The 14484-nt window shown below is 72.3% G+C and carries 12 protein-coding genes; 3 read left to right on the forward strand and 9 right to left on the reverse strand.

Going from position 1 to position 14484, the window contains the following annotated elements:
* The first annotated feature begins 84 nt into the window (after positions 1-84).
* Positions 85-1215: an ROK family transcriptional regulator gene (locus AB0898_RS26390; RefSeq protein WP_366805481.1), complete on the forward strand. Its 1131-nt coding sequence runs from the start codon at positions 85-87 to the stop codon at positions 1213-1215.
* Positions 1216-1309: 94 nt separating this feature from the next.
* Here AB0898_RS26390 and AB0898_RS26395 read toward each other — a convergent pair whose 3' ends face one another.
* The 6 genes from AB0898_RS26395 to AB0898_RS26420 form a co-directional block, all read right to left on the reverse strand.
* The gene (locus AB0898_RS26395) at positions 1310-1486 is read right to left on the reverse strand and encodes a hypothetical protein (protein ID WP_366805482.1); all 177 of its coding nucleotides are present in this window, start codon (positions 1484-1486) and stop codon (positions 1310-1312) included.
* Positions 1487-1683: 197 nt separating this feature from the next.
* Positions 1684-2619: a hypothetical protein gene (locus AB0898_RS26400; RefSeq protein ID WP_366805483.1), complete on the reverse strand. Its 936-nt coding sequence runs from the start codon at positions 2617-2619 to the stop codon at positions 1684-1686.
* Positions 2620-2902: 283 nt separating this feature from the next.
* Positions 2903-3829 carry a class A beta-lactamase gene (bla, locus tag AB0898_RS26405; protein ID WP_366805484.1) on the reverse strand — a complete coding sequence of 309 codons (927 nt, stop codon included), beginning with the start codon at positions 3827-3829 and terminating at the stop codon, positions 2903-2905.
* Between the two features lie 131 nt (positions 3830-3960).
* A complete protein-coding gene (locus AB0898_RS26410) occupies positions 3961-4566 on the reverse strand; it encodes a hypothetical protein (protein WP_366805485.1) in 606 nt (201 codons plus the stop codon).
* Between the two features lie 199 nt (positions 4567-4765).
* A complete protein-coding gene (gene katG / locus AB0898_RS26415; protein WP_366805486.1) occupies positions 4766-7006 on the reverse strand; it encodes a catalase/peroxidase HPI in 2241 nt (746 codons plus the stop codon).
* Between the two features lie 33 nt (positions 7007-7039).
* On the reverse strand, positions 7040-7477 hold the full coding sequence (locus AB0898_RS26420; RefSeq protein ID WP_366805487.1) for a Fur family transcriptional regulator: 438 nt from the start codon (positions 7475-7477) through the stop codon (positions 7040-7042).
* Between the two features lie 438 nt (positions 7478-7915).
* Between AB0898_RS26420 and AB0898_RS26425 the strand changes: the two genes are divergently transcribed.
* Complete coding sequence (locus AB0898_RS26425; RefSeq protein WP_366805488.1) at positions 7916-9085, forward strand: acyltransferase; 1170 nt, start codon at positions 7916-7918, stop codon at positions 9083-9085.
* A gap of 102 nt (positions 9086-9187) precedes the next feature.
* A complete protein-coding gene (locus AB0898_RS26430; RefSeq protein WP_366805489.1) occupies positions 9188-9919 on the forward strand; it encodes a class I SAM-dependent methyltransferase in 732 nt (243 codons plus the stop codon).
* Between the two features lie 54 nt (positions 9920-9973).
* Here AB0898_RS26430 and AB0898_RS26435 read toward each other — a convergent pair whose 3' ends face one another.
* The 3 genes from AB0898_RS26435 to AB0898_RS26445 all read right to left on the reverse strand — a co-directional run bounded on the left by AB0898_RS26435 (position 9974) and on the right by AB0898_RS26445 (position 14434).
* On the reverse strand, positions 9974-10210 hold the full coding sequence (locus AB0898_RS26435; protein WP_356094491.1) for a chaplin: 237 nt from the start codon (positions 10208-10210) through the stop codon (positions 9974-9976).
* A gap of 350 nt (positions 10211-10560) precedes the next feature.
* Positions 10561-13101: a discoidin domain-containing protein gene (locus AB0898_RS26440; RefSeq protein WP_366805490.1), complete on the reverse strand. Its 2541-nt coding sequence runs from the start codon at positions 13099-13101 to the stop codon at positions 10561-10563.
* Between the two features lie 241 nt (positions 13102-13342).
* Complete coding sequence (locus AB0898_RS26445) at positions 13343-14434, reverse strand: GNAT family N-acetyltransferase (RefSeq protein ID WP_366805491.1); 1092 nt, start codon at positions 14432-14434, stop codon at positions 13343-13345.
* Positions 14435-14484 lie beyond the last annotated feature (50 nt).

Below are 14484 nucleotides of genomic sequence, written 5' to 3' on the forward strand. Positions count from 1 at the left end.
AACGATTTAGTCAGGACTCCTTACCAATCCCTACGGTAGACAGCGCACCGGCTTTAGGCAACAGCCCTTACTAGGATGCGGGGCATGACTCCCGCCAAGCCCTCCCTGGAGATGCTCCGCGCGCTCACCGACGAGAACGTGCTGCGCGCGCTGATGGCGCATCCGCGTCTGACCAGGGCGGAGATCGCCGCCCTGACCGGTATCTCGAAGCCGACCATCTCCGACGGCGTGCAGCGCCTGGCCGGGGCCGGGCTGCTGGTGGACACCGGCGAGCGGACGACGGGGCGCGGCCGCGCGGGCTCGTACTACGCGCTCGCCCCCCATCTCGGCACCGCGCTGGTCGCGAGCATCTCCCCGCACGGCGTGACCGCCGAGACCGTGGACGCCCTCGGCGCCACCGTGGACCGGGCCCGCGCGGACCTCGGCCGCAACGCGGGCGAACGCCGGGCCGCCCGCGCGCTGGCCGAGGTCGCCGCGAAGCTCTGCGTGTCCGGGCGGGGCGCGCCGCGCACGGCGGTGGTCAGCGCCGCCGACCCGGTGGACCGGGCGAGCGGCCGGCTGGTCCGGCTCCCCGACGCGCCCTTCCTGGTGGGCGACCTGGACCCGGCCGCCGTCCTCGCCCCGTATGTGAACGGCCCGGTCCTGGTGGACAACGACATCAACTGGGCGGCCCGCGCCGAGCGCCAGACGGGCAGCGCGGCCGGGGTGGACGACTTCGTGTACGTCCACCTCGGCGAGGGTCTCGGCTGCGCCGTCGTCACGGACGGCGCGGTACGGCGCGGTCACCGGGGTCTCGCCGGCGAGATCGCCCATGTCTGCGTGCCGGGTCCGGACGGTACGGCGATGCCGCTGACCGAGGTGTTCGCCGCGCTGGGGCTGCGCCGGGCCGACTCGACGGCGGTCGACGCGGACGCGGTACGGGCGGCGGTCACCGGACCCGACGAGCCCCGGGTACGCGACGCGCTCGCGCGAGCGGTCGGCGGCGTCCTGAGCGCGGCCGTCGCCCTGACCGACCCGGACCTGGTGGTCGTGGGCGGCGAGTGGGGCCGCCTCCCCACCATGATCGACGCCATCCGCCACCACGTGACAGCCGGCCCCCGCCCCGTCCCCCTCACCCCCGCCACCGTGGAAACCCCGGAACTGACCGGCGCCCACACCCGAGCGGTGGAGGAACTACGGGACCTGATCGTACGGTCGGCTCATCCGACGGGGTGACCGCGCCGGTGGCCGAGTACTGCTGGAACTGCCGGAGAAAGTCCCCACTCCGGTGAAGGGAAGTCCCCGCTCCGGTGAAGGCCCGCCCCTCGGGTCAGCCCGTCGCGGGGCCTGCCGCGCGCATTCGGTCGCGGCGGGCGATGTTGTAGAGGCGCAGCAGGTGCTTGGCGACCGCGCAGGGGGCGGCGTCGGCGTGGCACTGGCGGCACGTGCGGATGTGCTGGTCGTAGGAGAAACGCGCGTTCTCGAATGCGTCGTCGGCAGCAGACATGGCCATCTCCGGGCAGGGCGCGTCCTCGCGGACCGCGCTGACTTGACTGACGGGTAACACCCGGAGCCAAGGTGATCATGTTACTGCCGGTATTGGGAAACTGATCAGTAACCCCGCGCTGACCTGCGCACTTTCCCGTACACACAAAGGAGGGGGAGCCGTCCGCCGACGGCTCCCCCTCCCGCTGTGGTGCGCCGTCAGGAGCGGCGCGTACGGCTGACGTAGACCGTTCCGGCGCCGAGGGCCAGCACCAGGGCGGCACCGCCCGCGATCATGCCGACCGACCCCGCGCCGGTCTCGGCCAGCGGCGGCTTGGCGCCACCGTTGGGCGACGCCTTGGGCGCGGCCGACGGGGAGCTGGTCAGCGGCGGCACGTGCGCGCTGGTCGACGGCGTCCCGGACGGCTTCGGCTTCGGGGCCGGGGTGGTCTCCTTGCCCGCGGGCGCGCTCGGCTGCGGGGTCGCGGAGGACTCCGGGGCCGAGGCGGACGGGGCGGGCGCGGAGGCCGAGGCCGGCGAGGACGGCGACTGCGGGGCCGGGGTGGACTCGCAGCGCTTGTCACCGCCGTTCCACGCGGCGATCAGGTGGTACGGGGTGAGGACACCGGTCCGCACGTCGGGCAGCTGCCCATGGCCCTCGCCCTCCTTGCCGTCGTAGGAGACGTCGTCGCCGTACAGGTCTATCTGGCCGAAGCAGTCGGGCGCCTTGACGCTGAGCTTCTTCCAGCTGCGGCCCGCGTCGTCCTGGCCCGCGACGTCCTCGGCGGACAGGAAGACGGTGGCCTTGTCGACCAGCTGCTGCTGTCCGGAGGAGAGCCAGTCGGGACCCTCCGTGGTGTACTCGGCCAGCGAAACGGGGTACTCGCAGCCCGCGTTGACGCTCTGGCCGGGGGCGAGGCGGACCTCGACGGTGCCGGGGACGGTGTCCCACTGGTGGAATCCGCCCTGCGAGGTCCAGTCCGCGCCGACGGTCTTGCCGTCCGCGCCGACGAGGCGGTACTGGACGGTGGCGGACTGGCATCCGCCGCCGTCGGAGGCGTGGGCCGGGCCGGCCCCGATCAGGGGCGCGGCGGCCGCCGCGAGGAAGGTGGCCGCGACCGCGGCGAGGGACCGGGCTGGTTGGGAACGTGACAAGGTGAGCCTCTGTCCATTTCAGGCAGGTGTGGGAGGTGGCGGGACGCGACGCACCGGCGTCGGCGCACGGCGGCCGCGTCGCTTCGCCCGCCCGAGGCGGAGCGAAGCTGGGCAGAGTCTTGTCGGCTTTACAACTCCCGTCAATTTTCCACGAGTTCATCACCGCAGAAGCTCAACCGGACTGATTGCGCAGCTCAGTACGGATGGAAAATGTCGGCATCGGGCCCGGTATCCGGGAGTTGGGGCGGCAGACATGTCGCGTCATCCCCGGACACGGACACCGCTACTCACCGGGTGCGACGGCGGCCGCGAGCAGCCGGGCGGTGCGCTCGATCACTGTCTCGTCCACGGGCGCGTCCCGCTCCGCCTTCGTGGACAGCACGGCGAGCACGACGGGGGTGCCGCGCGTGGTCCAGGCGACGCCGAGATCGTGGGCGCTGGCGTAGGAGCCGGTGCCGGTCTTGTCCGCGAGCGTCCAGCCGGCGGGCAGTCCCGCACCGAACCGCTTCGTGCTGGTGGTGTTGCCGCGCAGCCAGGCGACGAGCTGCCGCCGGCCGGCCCCGTCGAGCGCACGGCCCAGGGCCAGCCGCTCCAGGCTCCGCCCGATGGCGTACGGGGTCGTGGTGTCGCGCGGGTCACCGGGAATCGCGGTGTTGAGGTCGGTCTCCCAGCGGTCGAGCCTGCTCACCCCGTCGCCGAGGGAGCGGAAGAACCGGGTGAGTCCGGCCGGGCCTCCGATGCGGCGCAGCATGAGGTTGCCCGCCGTGTTGTCGCTGTACCGGACGGCCAGCGCGCACGCGTCGCGCACGGGGATGCCCGTCTCCACGAAGGCCGCGCTGTGCTCGGAGTTGGGCAGGATGTCGGCGGGCGGGAAGTGGATCACCTCGTCGAGCCCGGTACGGCCGGCGCGCCCGCCGCGGCCGCTGTGGTCGCGCAGCACGGCCGCCGCCGCGAACGCCTTGAACAGCGAGCACATCGCGAACGGTTCGCCCGCACGGTACGTCACGGTCCGGCCGGTGCGCGTGTTGTGGGCGTAGACGCCGAGACGCGCGTCGTACTCCCGCTCCAGCGAACGCAGTCGAGCGGTCACGTCGTCGGACGCGGAGCCGGCGGCGTGGGCCTGCACCGTGGGGGTGAGCGCGGCGGCGGTGGCGAGGGCGCCGCCCGCCCGGAGGAGCCGGCGGCGGGGCACGGGGTTGGTACGGGGCATGGGAAGGTCCTCCCGGATCGGCCGTGGGCATCGGCCGTCGGCCTGTCGGTCACCGACGGGAGGAACAGCGAAACAGCCGCGCACCACCCCTGTCCAAGGGTCACGCGTACCCCGTGTGTCGGCGGCGGCGCTCAGCCCCGGCCCCCGCTGAGCTTGCGCCACTCCGGGCCGACGCGCTTCCACTCCTTGTCCCACTCGGACAGCTGCCGCCGCACCAGCGAGCCGCGCAGCAGCCGGCCCCCGGCCCAGACGGCCGTACCGCTGACCTGGGCGACGAGGAGGCCGGTGAGGACGGTCTGGAGGGCGGCCTCGGCGGTGGAGGCGGGCGGGGGCACGGTCCGGCCGGTGCCGTCGGTCCACACGGTGGTGGCGCTGCCGGCGGTGGTCCCCGGCCGTACCTTGGTGCGGCCCGTGTGCACCGAGCCGTCGGGGTCGGTCCAGCGCACGGTGCCCCAGACGTGGTCGCCGTCGTAGCCGCTGCCCTCGGTGACGGTCCGCGCCGCGTCGGCGGTGAGCACGGCGGAGACGGTGTGCACCTCGGCGCGGCGGGCGGCGAGCGAGGCGTCCACGGTCTGCCCGGCGGCCCAGCCGGCGAGCGCGCCGCCCAGGACGGCGAAGATCCAGGTGAGAAGGATGATCCAGCCCTCGGCCAGATCGCTGCGCCGCCGCAGCGGGTTGCGCCGCCAGCGCCACAGGCGGACCCGGGTGGCCGGGGGCGTCCATGGGGTGCGAGTCATCGGCCGCCGCCTCCTCTCGCCTGCTCACGGCCGCGTGGCGGAGTGCCGGCCCGAAGGCGTCTTCACCACCATCGTGCACCCGGGTCCGCGTGGGCGCAGTCGGGGGCGGGTAAAGCCCCGTATTCCCAGGTGGGAGCAGGCGAAGGCGCCCGGGGCCGGCCCGTCGGGGCCGGTCCCGGGCGCCTCAAGGGCCGACCGGTCAGGCGAGGTCGAACCGGCCGAGGTTCATGACCTTGTGCCACGCGGCGACGAAGTCCTTGACGAACTTCTCCTTGGCGTCGTCGCTGGCGTACACCTCGGCGACGGCGCGCAGTTCGGCGTTGGAGCCGAAGACCAGGTCGCTGCGGGTGCCGGTCCACTTGACCTGGCCGGTGGCGGAGTCGCGGCCCTCGAAGGTGGCCTCGTCGCCGCTGGTGGAGCTCCACGTGGTGCCGAGGTCGAGCAGGTTGACGAAGAAGTCGTTCGTCAGCGTGCCCGGCCGGTCGGTGAAGACACCGAGCTTGGAGCCCTGGTAGGTGGCGCCGAGCGCGCGCAGACCGCCGATGAGGACGGTCATCTCCGGGGCGCTCAGGGTGAGCAGGTTGGCCCGGTCGACGAGCATGTACTCGGCGCGGCCGGGGTTGCTGCCCTTGCCGACGTAGTTGCGGAAGCCGTCGGCGGCGGGCTTGAGCGCCTCGAAGGACTCGACGTCGGTCTGCTCCTGGGAGGCGTCCACGCGGCCCGGGGTGAAGGGCACCTCGACGGGGAACCCGCCGTCCTTGGCGGCCTGCTCCACCGCGGCGTCGCCGCCGAGGACGATCAGGTCGGCCAGGGAGACGTGCTTGGCCCCTGCGGAGGCGTTGAACTCCTGCTGGACGCCCTCCAGGGTGCGCAGCACCAGGGCGAGCTGGTCGGGCTCGTTGACCTCCCAGCCGCGCTGGGGCTCCAGGCGGACACGGGCGCCGTCGGCGCCGCCGCGCTTGTCACTGCCGCGGAAGGTGGCCGCGGAGGCCCAGGCGGCGTGGACCAGCTGCTGCACGGTCAGGCCGGTGTCGAGGATCTTGGCCTTGAGCGCGGTGGCGTCGGCCGCGTCGATCGGCTGCCCGACGGGCTGCGGCAGCGGGTCCTGCCACAGCAGCGTCTCCTCCGGGACCTCGGGGCCGAGGAGCAGGGACTTCGGGCCCATGTCGCGGTGGGTCAGCTTGTACCAGGCGCGGGCGAAGGCGTCCGCGAACTGCTCGGGGTTCTCGTGGAAGCGGCGGGAGATCGGCTCGTAGATCGGGTCGAAGCGCAGCGACAGGTCCGTCGTGAGCATGTTCGGCGCGATCTTCTTGTTCGGGTCGAAGGCGCTGGGAACCGTGCCCTCGCCCGCGCCGTCCTTCGGCTTCCACTGGTGGGCGCCGGCCGGGCTCTCGGTCAGCTCCCACTCGTAGCCGAACAGGGTGGCGAAGAAGTTCTCGTCCCAGGTGATCGGCGTGGAGTTCCAGGTGACCTCAAGGCCGGAGGTGATGGTGTCGGGGCCCTTGCCGGTGCCGAAGCTGCTCTTCCAGCCGAGGCCCTGCTGCTCCATCGGCGCGTCCATCGGGTCGGGGCCGACGTCGCTCGCCGGGCCGGCGCCGTGGGTCTTGCCGAAGGTGTGGCCGCCCGCGATCAGGGCGACGGTCTCCTCGTCGTTCATCGCCATGCGGGCGAAGGTCTCGCGGATGTCGCGGGCCGCCGCGATCGGGTCCGGGTTGCCGTTGGGGCCCTCCGGGTTGACGTAGATCAGGCCCATCTGGACGGCCGCGAGGGGCTTGTCCAGCTCGCGGTCGCCGGTGTAGCGCTCGTCGCCGAGCCAGGTGGTCTCCGGGCCCCAGTAGACGTCGGCGTCCGGCTCCCAGGCGTCCACGCGGCCGCCGCCGAAGCCGAAGGTCTTGAAGCCCATGGTCTCCAGCGCGACGTTGCCGGAGAGGATGATGAGGTCGGCCCAGGAGAGGTTCTTGCCGTACTTCTTCTTCACCGGCCACAGCAGGCGGCGGGCCTTGTCCAGGTTGGCGTTGTCCGGCCAGCTGTTCAGCGGGGCGAAGCGCTGCTGGCCGCTGCCGCCGCCACCGCGGCCGTCGAGGGTGCGGTAGGTACCGGCGCTGTGCCAGGCCATGCGGATGATGAACGGGCCGTAGTGGCCGAAGTCGGCGGGCCACCAGTCCTGCGAGGTGGTCAGCACCTCGGCGATGTCACGCTTCACCGCCGGCAGGTCCAGGCTCAGGAAGGCCTCGGCGTAGTCGAATTCCTCGCCCAGCGGGTTGGCGACGGGCGGGTTCTTGGCAAGGACCTTCAGGTTGAGCTGTTTCGGCCACCAGCGGTCGTTGCCGCTGCCGAGGGCGGGGTGCAGCGAGGTGGCGCCGGCGCCGTGGGCGACGGGGCAGCCGCCGGTTCCCTCGTCCTTCGGGTCAGTGACGATCGCATCTTTGTTGTCGGGCATGTCAATCCTTCCGAAACGGACGGGACGCGGCGCTCAGGCCGTACGACCGGTGGAACAGTCGGGGCAGGTGCCCCAGTAGACGACCTCGGCCTCGTCGATGACGAAGCCCCGGTCGTCCGACGCGGTGAGACACGGTGCGTGACCCACCGCGCAGTCGACGTCGACGACGACCCCGCACGACCGGCAGACGGCGTGGTGGTGGTTGTCGCCGACGCGGCCCTCGAACCGGGCGGGGCTGCCGGCCGGTTCGATGCGGCGTATGAGCCCCGCCGCGGTGAGCGCGTGCAGGGCGTCGTAGACGGCTTGCAGGGAGATGTGGCCCACGCGGTCGCGGACCTTGTCGGCGATGGCCTCGACACCGAGGTGGTCGCCGTCACGGACGGCGTCCAGCAGGGCGACGCGGGCCGCCGTCACGCGCAGGCCGGCACCGCGCAGCTCCGCGGCGGTGGTCGGAGGCTGGGATGCGGTCATGCAGCGAACCTACCTCCATAAACACGAAAGATTCAAGAAAACGAGTCGTCCAAGTCTGATTCGTGGTTTCCGACGAACGGGAGGGTCCGTCTCCGGCGGAACGCACCGGCCGGGTACCGGCGCCGGTACCCGGCTCCCGCATCATGGGTCCGGGCGTCCGTGCCCCCGCGGGCGGCGGGCCGGGAGGTCCCCCGCACGGAGTGACGCGCCTCACCTATCGAGTGTCGCCTCACGCGCCTCACCCTGCCCATCGGAGCCGTTCCCCGAAACCGCGACGCCCTCACTCGTTCGGGTGCGGCCGCCCGGCCATCCGTGGCATGGCGGCGGCCGTCTCGTTCGGCAGCAGTGTGATGTTCCCCGCGTGAGGTGAATGAGGGGCGCGGACGGGGCAACGCTCCCCTTCATGCCCCACGCGAACCTCCAGCGGCAGGTGATCGGATGAGCACGGCGACGCCCCGGACGACCCGGACGCCGCCCGACCGGACCGGCGCGGCCCCGGCCCCCGCCTCCCCCTCGGCCGCCCCCAGACCCTCCCTGCCCTCCCTCACCGGCCTGCGGTGGATGGCGGCCGTGCTGGTCTTCGGACTGCACGTGAACAACTTCGGCTACTTCGGCGGACAGCCGGGCCGCCTGGTGGCCTGGGCGTTCGGGCCCGGGGCCACCGGGGTGTCGTTCTTCTTCGTGCTCTCCGGCTTCGTCCTCATGTGGTCCGCCCGCCCCGGCGACCGGGCGCTCGGCTTCTGGCGGCGGCGCATCGCCCGCGTCTACCCGGTGCACCTGGTCACGCTCGTCATCGCGTTCGTGATGGCGTACACGCTGAGCGGGCTGCCCCGGCCGCGTGTCCGGCAGGCGGCGGCCAACGTCCTGCTGGTGCATTCGTGGTGGCAGCCCTGGTGGCAGACGCTGAACCCGGTCAGCTGGTCGCTGGCCTGCGAGGCGTTCTTCTACGCCGCCTTCCCCGCGCTGTTCCTCGTGCTGCGCAGGCTCAGCGCGCGCGGCGCGGTGGTGCTGGGCGCGCTCGCGGTGCTGGCGGTGCTGGTGCTGGCGCGCGCCGACTCGCACCACTGGCTGCACCAGCCGCTGTACTCGCTGCCGCCGGCCCGGCTGCCCGAGTTCGTGCTCGGCGCGGTGACCGCGCGGCTGGTGCTGCTCGGGCGCTGGCGCGGTCCCGGGCTGGAGGCGTCGCTGGCGCTGGCGCTGCTCGGCTACTTCCTGGTCCCGCAGATCCGGGGCGGCTACACGGGGACCGCCTGCACCCTGGCCGGCTTCGTCACCCTGATCCCGGCGGCGGCCCTGGCGGACCTGCGGGGCCTGCCCTCGCTGTGGCGGCGGCGCCGGCTGGTGCGGCTCGGGGAGCTGTCCTTCGCGTTCTACATGATCCATCTGCTGGTGCTGCGCGCGGGCATCACCGTGCTCGGCGACAAACCCCGCTTCGGCCTCCTGGCCGGGCTGGGTGTCACCGCGGTCGTCTTCGCCCTGTCCCTGGGCCTGTCCTGGCTCCTGTACGAAGCGGTGGAACGCCCCGCCCGCCGCCTGATCCTGCGCGGTCACCGCCCCGCCTCCCGCCCCGCCCCGCACGACCCCGCACCGGTCGCACCAGGGGCCTGACCAGCGGCGGAATACCCACTGGCGGGGGATCACCGGTCCCGTTAACGTTCCGCCGGGCGGCGCGCCTCGGACGCCGCCCGGCCGAGGAGGGGCGGGGACCGGATGGACCGGAACATACGCACGACGGAGGACGTACTACGGCTGCTCGACGGCCTGTTCGCGCCGGACGCCGACCGCTGGACGGACGGCGCGGCCTCGTGGTGGGACTCGTTCTACGGCGACCGGTCCCGGCCGGTGCCGTTCTTCCCCGCCAAGCCCGACGAGAACCTGGTCTCCCACCTGGACGACGGTCTGATCGAGCCGTGCCGCGCCCTGGACCTGGGCTGCGGACCGGGCCGCAACGCGCTGCACCTGGCGGCGCGCGGTTTCGAGGTGGACGCCGTCGACCTCTCCCCCACGGCCGTCGCGTGGGGCGAGGAGCGGGCCCGGGAGGCGGGCGCGAAGGTGCGTTTCCACCAGGGCGACGCCTTCGAGCTCACCCGGGGGACGCTCGGCGGCCCGTACGGGCTGGTCTACGACTCCGGCTGTTTCCACCATCTGCCGCCGCACCGGCGCGTGAGCTATCTCCAGCTCCTGGACCGCGTCCTCGCGCCCGGCGGCCACTTCGCGCTCACCTGCTTCGCCGCCGGGCACATGGGCTCGGAGGTGTCCGACGCGGAGCTGTACCGGGACGGCCGGCTGCACGGCGGGCTGGCCTACACGGCGGAGTCGTTGCGCTGGATCTTCCAGGACCTCACGGAGATGGAGCTGCGGCCCATGCGCGAGCAGGACGAGGACGCGGACGTGCTGGGCCTGCCATTCTTGTGGACCGCGCTGTTCCGCCGCCCGGCCTGAGCGCGGACGGCCGTGAGCCGGCTCCCCGGTCGGGGAGCCGGCTCACGGTGGGCGTCAGGAGTTGACGCAGGCGTTGCCGAACGCGGGGTTCAGCAGACCGACGATGTCGATCGTGTTGCCGCACAGGTTGACCGGGATCTCGACCGGTACCTGGATGACGTTGCCGGAGGCGACGCCGGGGCTGCCGACCGCGGTACCGGTCACCGGGTCGGGGTCCGCCGCGTGGGCCGCCGTGGTGCCGGCGAGGGCAAGGGAGCCCGCGAGAAGGGCCGTTGTGGCAATGCTGCGCATACGCATGAGGTGCCTCACTGGTCGAGATCAGGACCCTTCCATCACAACGGCAACACCCCCGGCGCGCCCGCGCAGCTACTCCGTTAGGGACGGGGCGGTTCGGGGGCCGGGGGGCGCGGTCCGGAGCGGGGCGAATGCCGGGCTCCCCGGGCCGGAGACCGCCGCGACCGGGACGACGTCCGGCGCCGTCCGGTGGGTGAAGTCGGCCGGACGGTACGGCGGTTGTCGCACAGGTCCGGCCTTCCCGGGGGCGCCCGGACCGGGGGCGGTCGGCGGGTCCGGTACACCGGCCGGCCGCGTACGCCGCCCTGGGCGGCGTACGCGGCCGGCGTGGTGCGACCCGTGGGGCCTTACGGGAACTTGGTCACCTTGGACGGGATGGTGTCCGAGCCCGAGGTGGGCGCGCCGGTGTTGTTGACGACGTGGGCGTACTGCCCCTTGCCGCCGAGCGAGATCACCAGCAGGTCGTGCAGCTTGATGCCGGAGCCGGTGGGCACCTGGAAGCCGTGGGCCTGGACGATCGAGGGGTCGGAGGTGAAGTTGCAGTAACTCCCCAGCCCCCAGGCCTCGTGCGTGGTGACCGAGTCGGCGACCTTGTAGGCGGCGTAGCCCACGATGCCGTCGTGGGTGACGGCGGCCGCGTTGGGCACGTCGTACGCCTTCTCGTTCTGGAAGAAGATCGTGCGGCCGCGCTCACCGGCCCAGTAGACGTCGTACTTGTTGTAGTGCTCGACGAACAGCCCTGTGGCGAGCACGTCGTTGCCGTTGACGCGCAGGCCGTAGTCGGCGCGGTTGGTGTCCCAGCCGACGCCGCTGCCGTGGTCGGCGCGCCAGAGCCAGGTGTGGTCGATGATGACGTTGTTGCTGTTGACCACGACCGAGTTGGTGGCGAGGCCGGGGCCCGCGCCGCCGATGCGTACGAACACGTCCTGCATGGTGGTGGGGTTGGCGGAGTGGTCGGCGGTGGAGCCGGGGGTGCCGATCCGCAGCAGGGTCTCGGAGTTGACCTGGCCCGCGTCGATGAGGAACCCGGCGAGCTTCACGCCGTCCACGTCGGCGACGTGCATCGCGTCGATGCCGTTGTCGGGGACGATGGTGGCGAGGCCGAGGCCGAGGACCACGGTGTTGGCGCGGTTCACCTCGATGGTCTGGTCGAGGTGGTAGACCCCGGGGGTGAAGAGGAGGTTGAGCCCCTGGGCGAGCGCGGCGTTGATGGTCGCGGCACTCGCGCCGGGCTTGACGACGTAGAACTGGTCGAGCGGGATCGAGCTGCCCGCGTTGGCCGGCCAGGACACGCCCCGCGCGTTGGTGCGCTTGGCGGGGACGAACACCTTGTAGGTGCTGCCGTCGAGGTAGAGGAACGGCTTCTCGCGGGAGACCGGGGTGGTGTCCAGCGTGGTGTACGGGCCGCTGTCGAAGTTGGTCGCGGGCGCGCCCTGGACACCGGTGAAGGTCATGTTCCAGACGCCGTTGGTCCAGCCGCCCACCGAGCTGTCGCGGGTGTACCACTGCTGCTGGGAGTACGGGCCCACGGTGCCGTCGATCTTGGAGTCGGCGATGTAGCCGCCGGAGGCCCAGCCGTAGCCGTTCGGGGCGAGGTTGAGGCCGCCCTGGACGTGGATGCGGCGGAACGGCGCGGCCTGTGCGACGGCCCAGCGGTCGTCGCCGCTGACGGGGCGGATCGCGAGGTTCTCCGCCGAACGCCAGAAGTTCTGCGTGGCGTTGCCGTTGAACCAGCCCGCGTCCACGGTGATGTCGCCGTTGATCTGGGTGTCGTCGGGGTTCAGGCCGAGGCCGGAGATGGAGGTGTAGAAGCCGAGTTGGGCGTTGATGTTGTTGTAGGTGCCGGGCTTGAGCAGGAACTGGTAGCGGCCGGACCCGAACTGGTTCGACTCCTGGCGGGAGAAGACGTCGTCGAACTTCTGCTGGAGGTTCGGCGTGGAGGGGTCGACGACGATCACGTTGGGCCCGAGGTCGCCGCCGCCCTGGACCGGCGGGGTGCCGGTGGTGCCGGTGTGGACGGCGAACTCCCAGAGCGAGTAGCCGTAGACGGTGCCGCGCGCGGTGCCGTAGACGCGGACGTAGCGCCCCGAGCCGCTGACGGCGTAGGAGGCGTTGCCGCCGCTCGCGCCGGTGACGGACTTCAGGGTGCTCCAGTTCTGGCCGTCGGTGGAGGACTCGATGCGGAAGTCCTTGCCGTAGGCGGCCTCCCAGCGCAGGTCCACCCCGCACAGGCTCTTGACCGAGCCCAGATCGACCTGGAGCCACTGCGGGTCGGACGCCTGGCTGGACCAGCGGGTGGCGTTGTTGCCGTCGACGGCGGCGGAGGCGGGGAAGTCCGCGCTCTCGGTGGAGGAGGTGGTGGCGGGCCTGCCCTGCGCGGCGTTGGCGGTGTCGCAGCCGGCCTGGCCGCCGCCGGAGCTGCCGAAGACCTGGAACTCCCAGAGGGAGTAGCCCCATGGGGTGGCCCGGTGGACGCCGAGCATGCGGACGTAGCGGCCCTGTCCGGAGACGGCGACGGTGTCGGTGCCCCCGTCGGAGCCGGTGACGGACTTGAGGTCGGTCCAGCTGGTGCCGTTGTCGGAGATCTGGAGCTTGTAGTCCTTGCCGTACGCGGCCTCCCAGTTGAGGACCACACTGGTGACGCTCGCGCTCGCGCCGAGGTCGACGCGCAGCCACTGGTCGTCGGTGGCGGCGGAGGACCAGCGGGTGCCGGTGTCGCCGTCCACGGCAGCGGCGGCGGGGGTCCCGGCGTTCTCCTCGGAGGAGGCGGTGGTCGTCCGGCCCTGGGACAAGGGGGTTTCGGCCGCGCGGGCCGAGGGATGGGCGGTGGGCAGGGCGAGCAGCGCCGCCGTGACGGCGAACACTGCTCCCAGGGATCTCAGTCTCATGTGGCGGCTCCTGCGGCTCGGGGACCGGAATACCGGCCTCCCCACTTAGTTCATGTTTTGATTTAAGAGATGAACCAAAGACGCGGCAAGCCTTCGGGACTCACATCCTTTACGCAGCAGGGGCGTTCACACCCACGGGCCGTTCACACCATGACGGCGGCGACACGGCCGCACGACGAGACCGGCCGGACCACGTGGTGTGGTCCGGCCGGCCGTCGACTCCCTTGATCCTTATGCCGGTTCAGCTGCGCGGCCGCCCCTGCGTGCGCAGTTCGCCGACCGTCCTGAGCAGCCGGTCCGCCGGTTCGCGCAGCCGGGGATGGGCCAGCACCGTGTTGCGCAGACCGCGCACCGGGCGGCGCCACATGCGCTGGGCGAGCGCGACCGGATGCGGCCGGGCGGCGAAGCCCTCGCCGACCCTGAGTTCGCGGGTCTTGAGCCAGTCCTTGTACTCCTTGTCGCCACGCCCGAGGTCCACCAGCGTCACCCCGCCGCGCGCGGCCCCCTCGGCGGTGCGCAGATGCATCATCAACCCCGGGGAGTAGTAGTGCAGTTCGGGGTCGTAGGCGGTGAACCAGGCGGCCAGGACGGTGCTGGAGCGTGGCCCGAAGTGGGCGGCCACCGGGCGGTCGCCCGCGTAGAGCACCGACAGAACGCCGGTGAAATGCTCGGCACGAACGTGAAAGAGATGGTCCGTCAGATCCACGATCCACGGCCGGGAGAAGCGGTCCATGCGGCCCGTGCGGCGGTACTGCGCGGACTTCCACCGCATCAGCGTGCGCAGCGCCTTCGGGTCGCGCTCGTCGAAGACGAAGCGGACCTCGCCGATGTCCCGGCCGAGCCTGCGCTCCTTCTTCAGCGTGGTCTTGGCGAGCCCCGGGTAGGTCGCGCGCAGCCACTCGGCGTAGGTGCCGTCGCCGGGCTTCACGTCGATCACCGGCGAGGCGAAGGTGCCGGTGACGTACGGCGCGAACGGCCGCTGCTCCTGCACCAGATGGTCGAACTCGAAGAGGCTGAGCCCGCAGGCGCGCAGCAACTGGCCGGTGTCCCAGGTGACTCCGGGCCGGTGCACCAGGGCCTGGCAGTCGGAGAGTCCGAGGCCGATGGCCCGGCCGGTCCCCAACGGCCCCCGTTCATAGGGCAGGAAGCCGACCGGCTCGCCGCCCTCCCGCAGGACCGCGACCCGCACTCCACTGCGGTACCGGCCGACCCCGATGGCGAACTCGGGTGCCAGGAACGGGTTGGCGTACTCGGGTGACTCCTCCATCGCCCGGTGCCAGGCCCCGCGCAGTGCGGAGGTCAGGTCGCCGGGTCTGTGGATGGTGATCTCCACCTCAGATCGACCGTCCTTCCGGCGTCGCCGTCCCGTGCGCCGCGTGGCGC

Source organism: Streptomyces sp. NPDC005435, from assembly GCF_040703155.1.
Taxonomy (GTDB): domain Bacteria; phylum Actinomycetota; class Actinomycetes; order Streptomycetales; family Streptomycetaceae; genus Streptomyces.

Coding starts and splice junctions, on each gene's coding strand:
- AB0898_RS26390 (WP_366805481.1), top strand. CDS start 85: ATGACTCCCGCCAAGCCCTCCCTGGAGATGCTCCGCGCGCTCACCGAC.
- AB0898_RS26395 (WP_366805482.1), bottom strand. CDS start 1,486: ATGTCTGCTGCCGACGACGCATTCGAGAACGCGCGTTTCTCCTACGAC.
- bla (WP_366805484.1), bottom strand. CDS start 3,829: ATGCCCCGTACCAACCCCGTGCCCCGCCGCCGGCTCCTCCGGGCGGGC.
- AB0898_RS26410 (WP_366805485.1), bottom strand. CDS start 4,566: ATGACTCGCACCCCATGGACGCCCCCGGCCACCCGGGTCCGCCTGTGG.
- katG (WP_366805486.1), bottom strand. CDS start 7,006: ATGCCCGACAACAAAGATGCGATCGTCACTGACCCGAAGGACGAGGGA.
- AB0898_RS26420 (WP_366805487.1), bottom strand. CDS start 7,477: ATGACCGCATCCCAGCCTCCGACCACCGCCGCGGAGCTGCGCGGTGCC.
- AB0898_RS26425 (WP_366805488.1), top strand. CDS start 7,916: ATGAGCACGGCGACGCCCCGGACGACCCGGACGCCGCCCGACCGGACC.
- AB0898_RS26430 (WP_366805489.1), top strand. CDS start 9,188: ATGGACCGGAACATACGCACGACGGAGGACGTACTACGGCTGCTCGAC.
- AB0898_RS26435 (WP_356094491.1), bottom strand. CDS start 10,210: ATGCGCAGCATTGCCACAACGGCCCTTCTCGCGGGCTCCCTTGCCCTC.
- AB0898_RS26440 (WP_366805490.1), bottom strand. CDS start 13,101: ATGAGACTGAGATCCCTGGGAGCAGTGTTCGCCGTCACGGCGGCGCTG.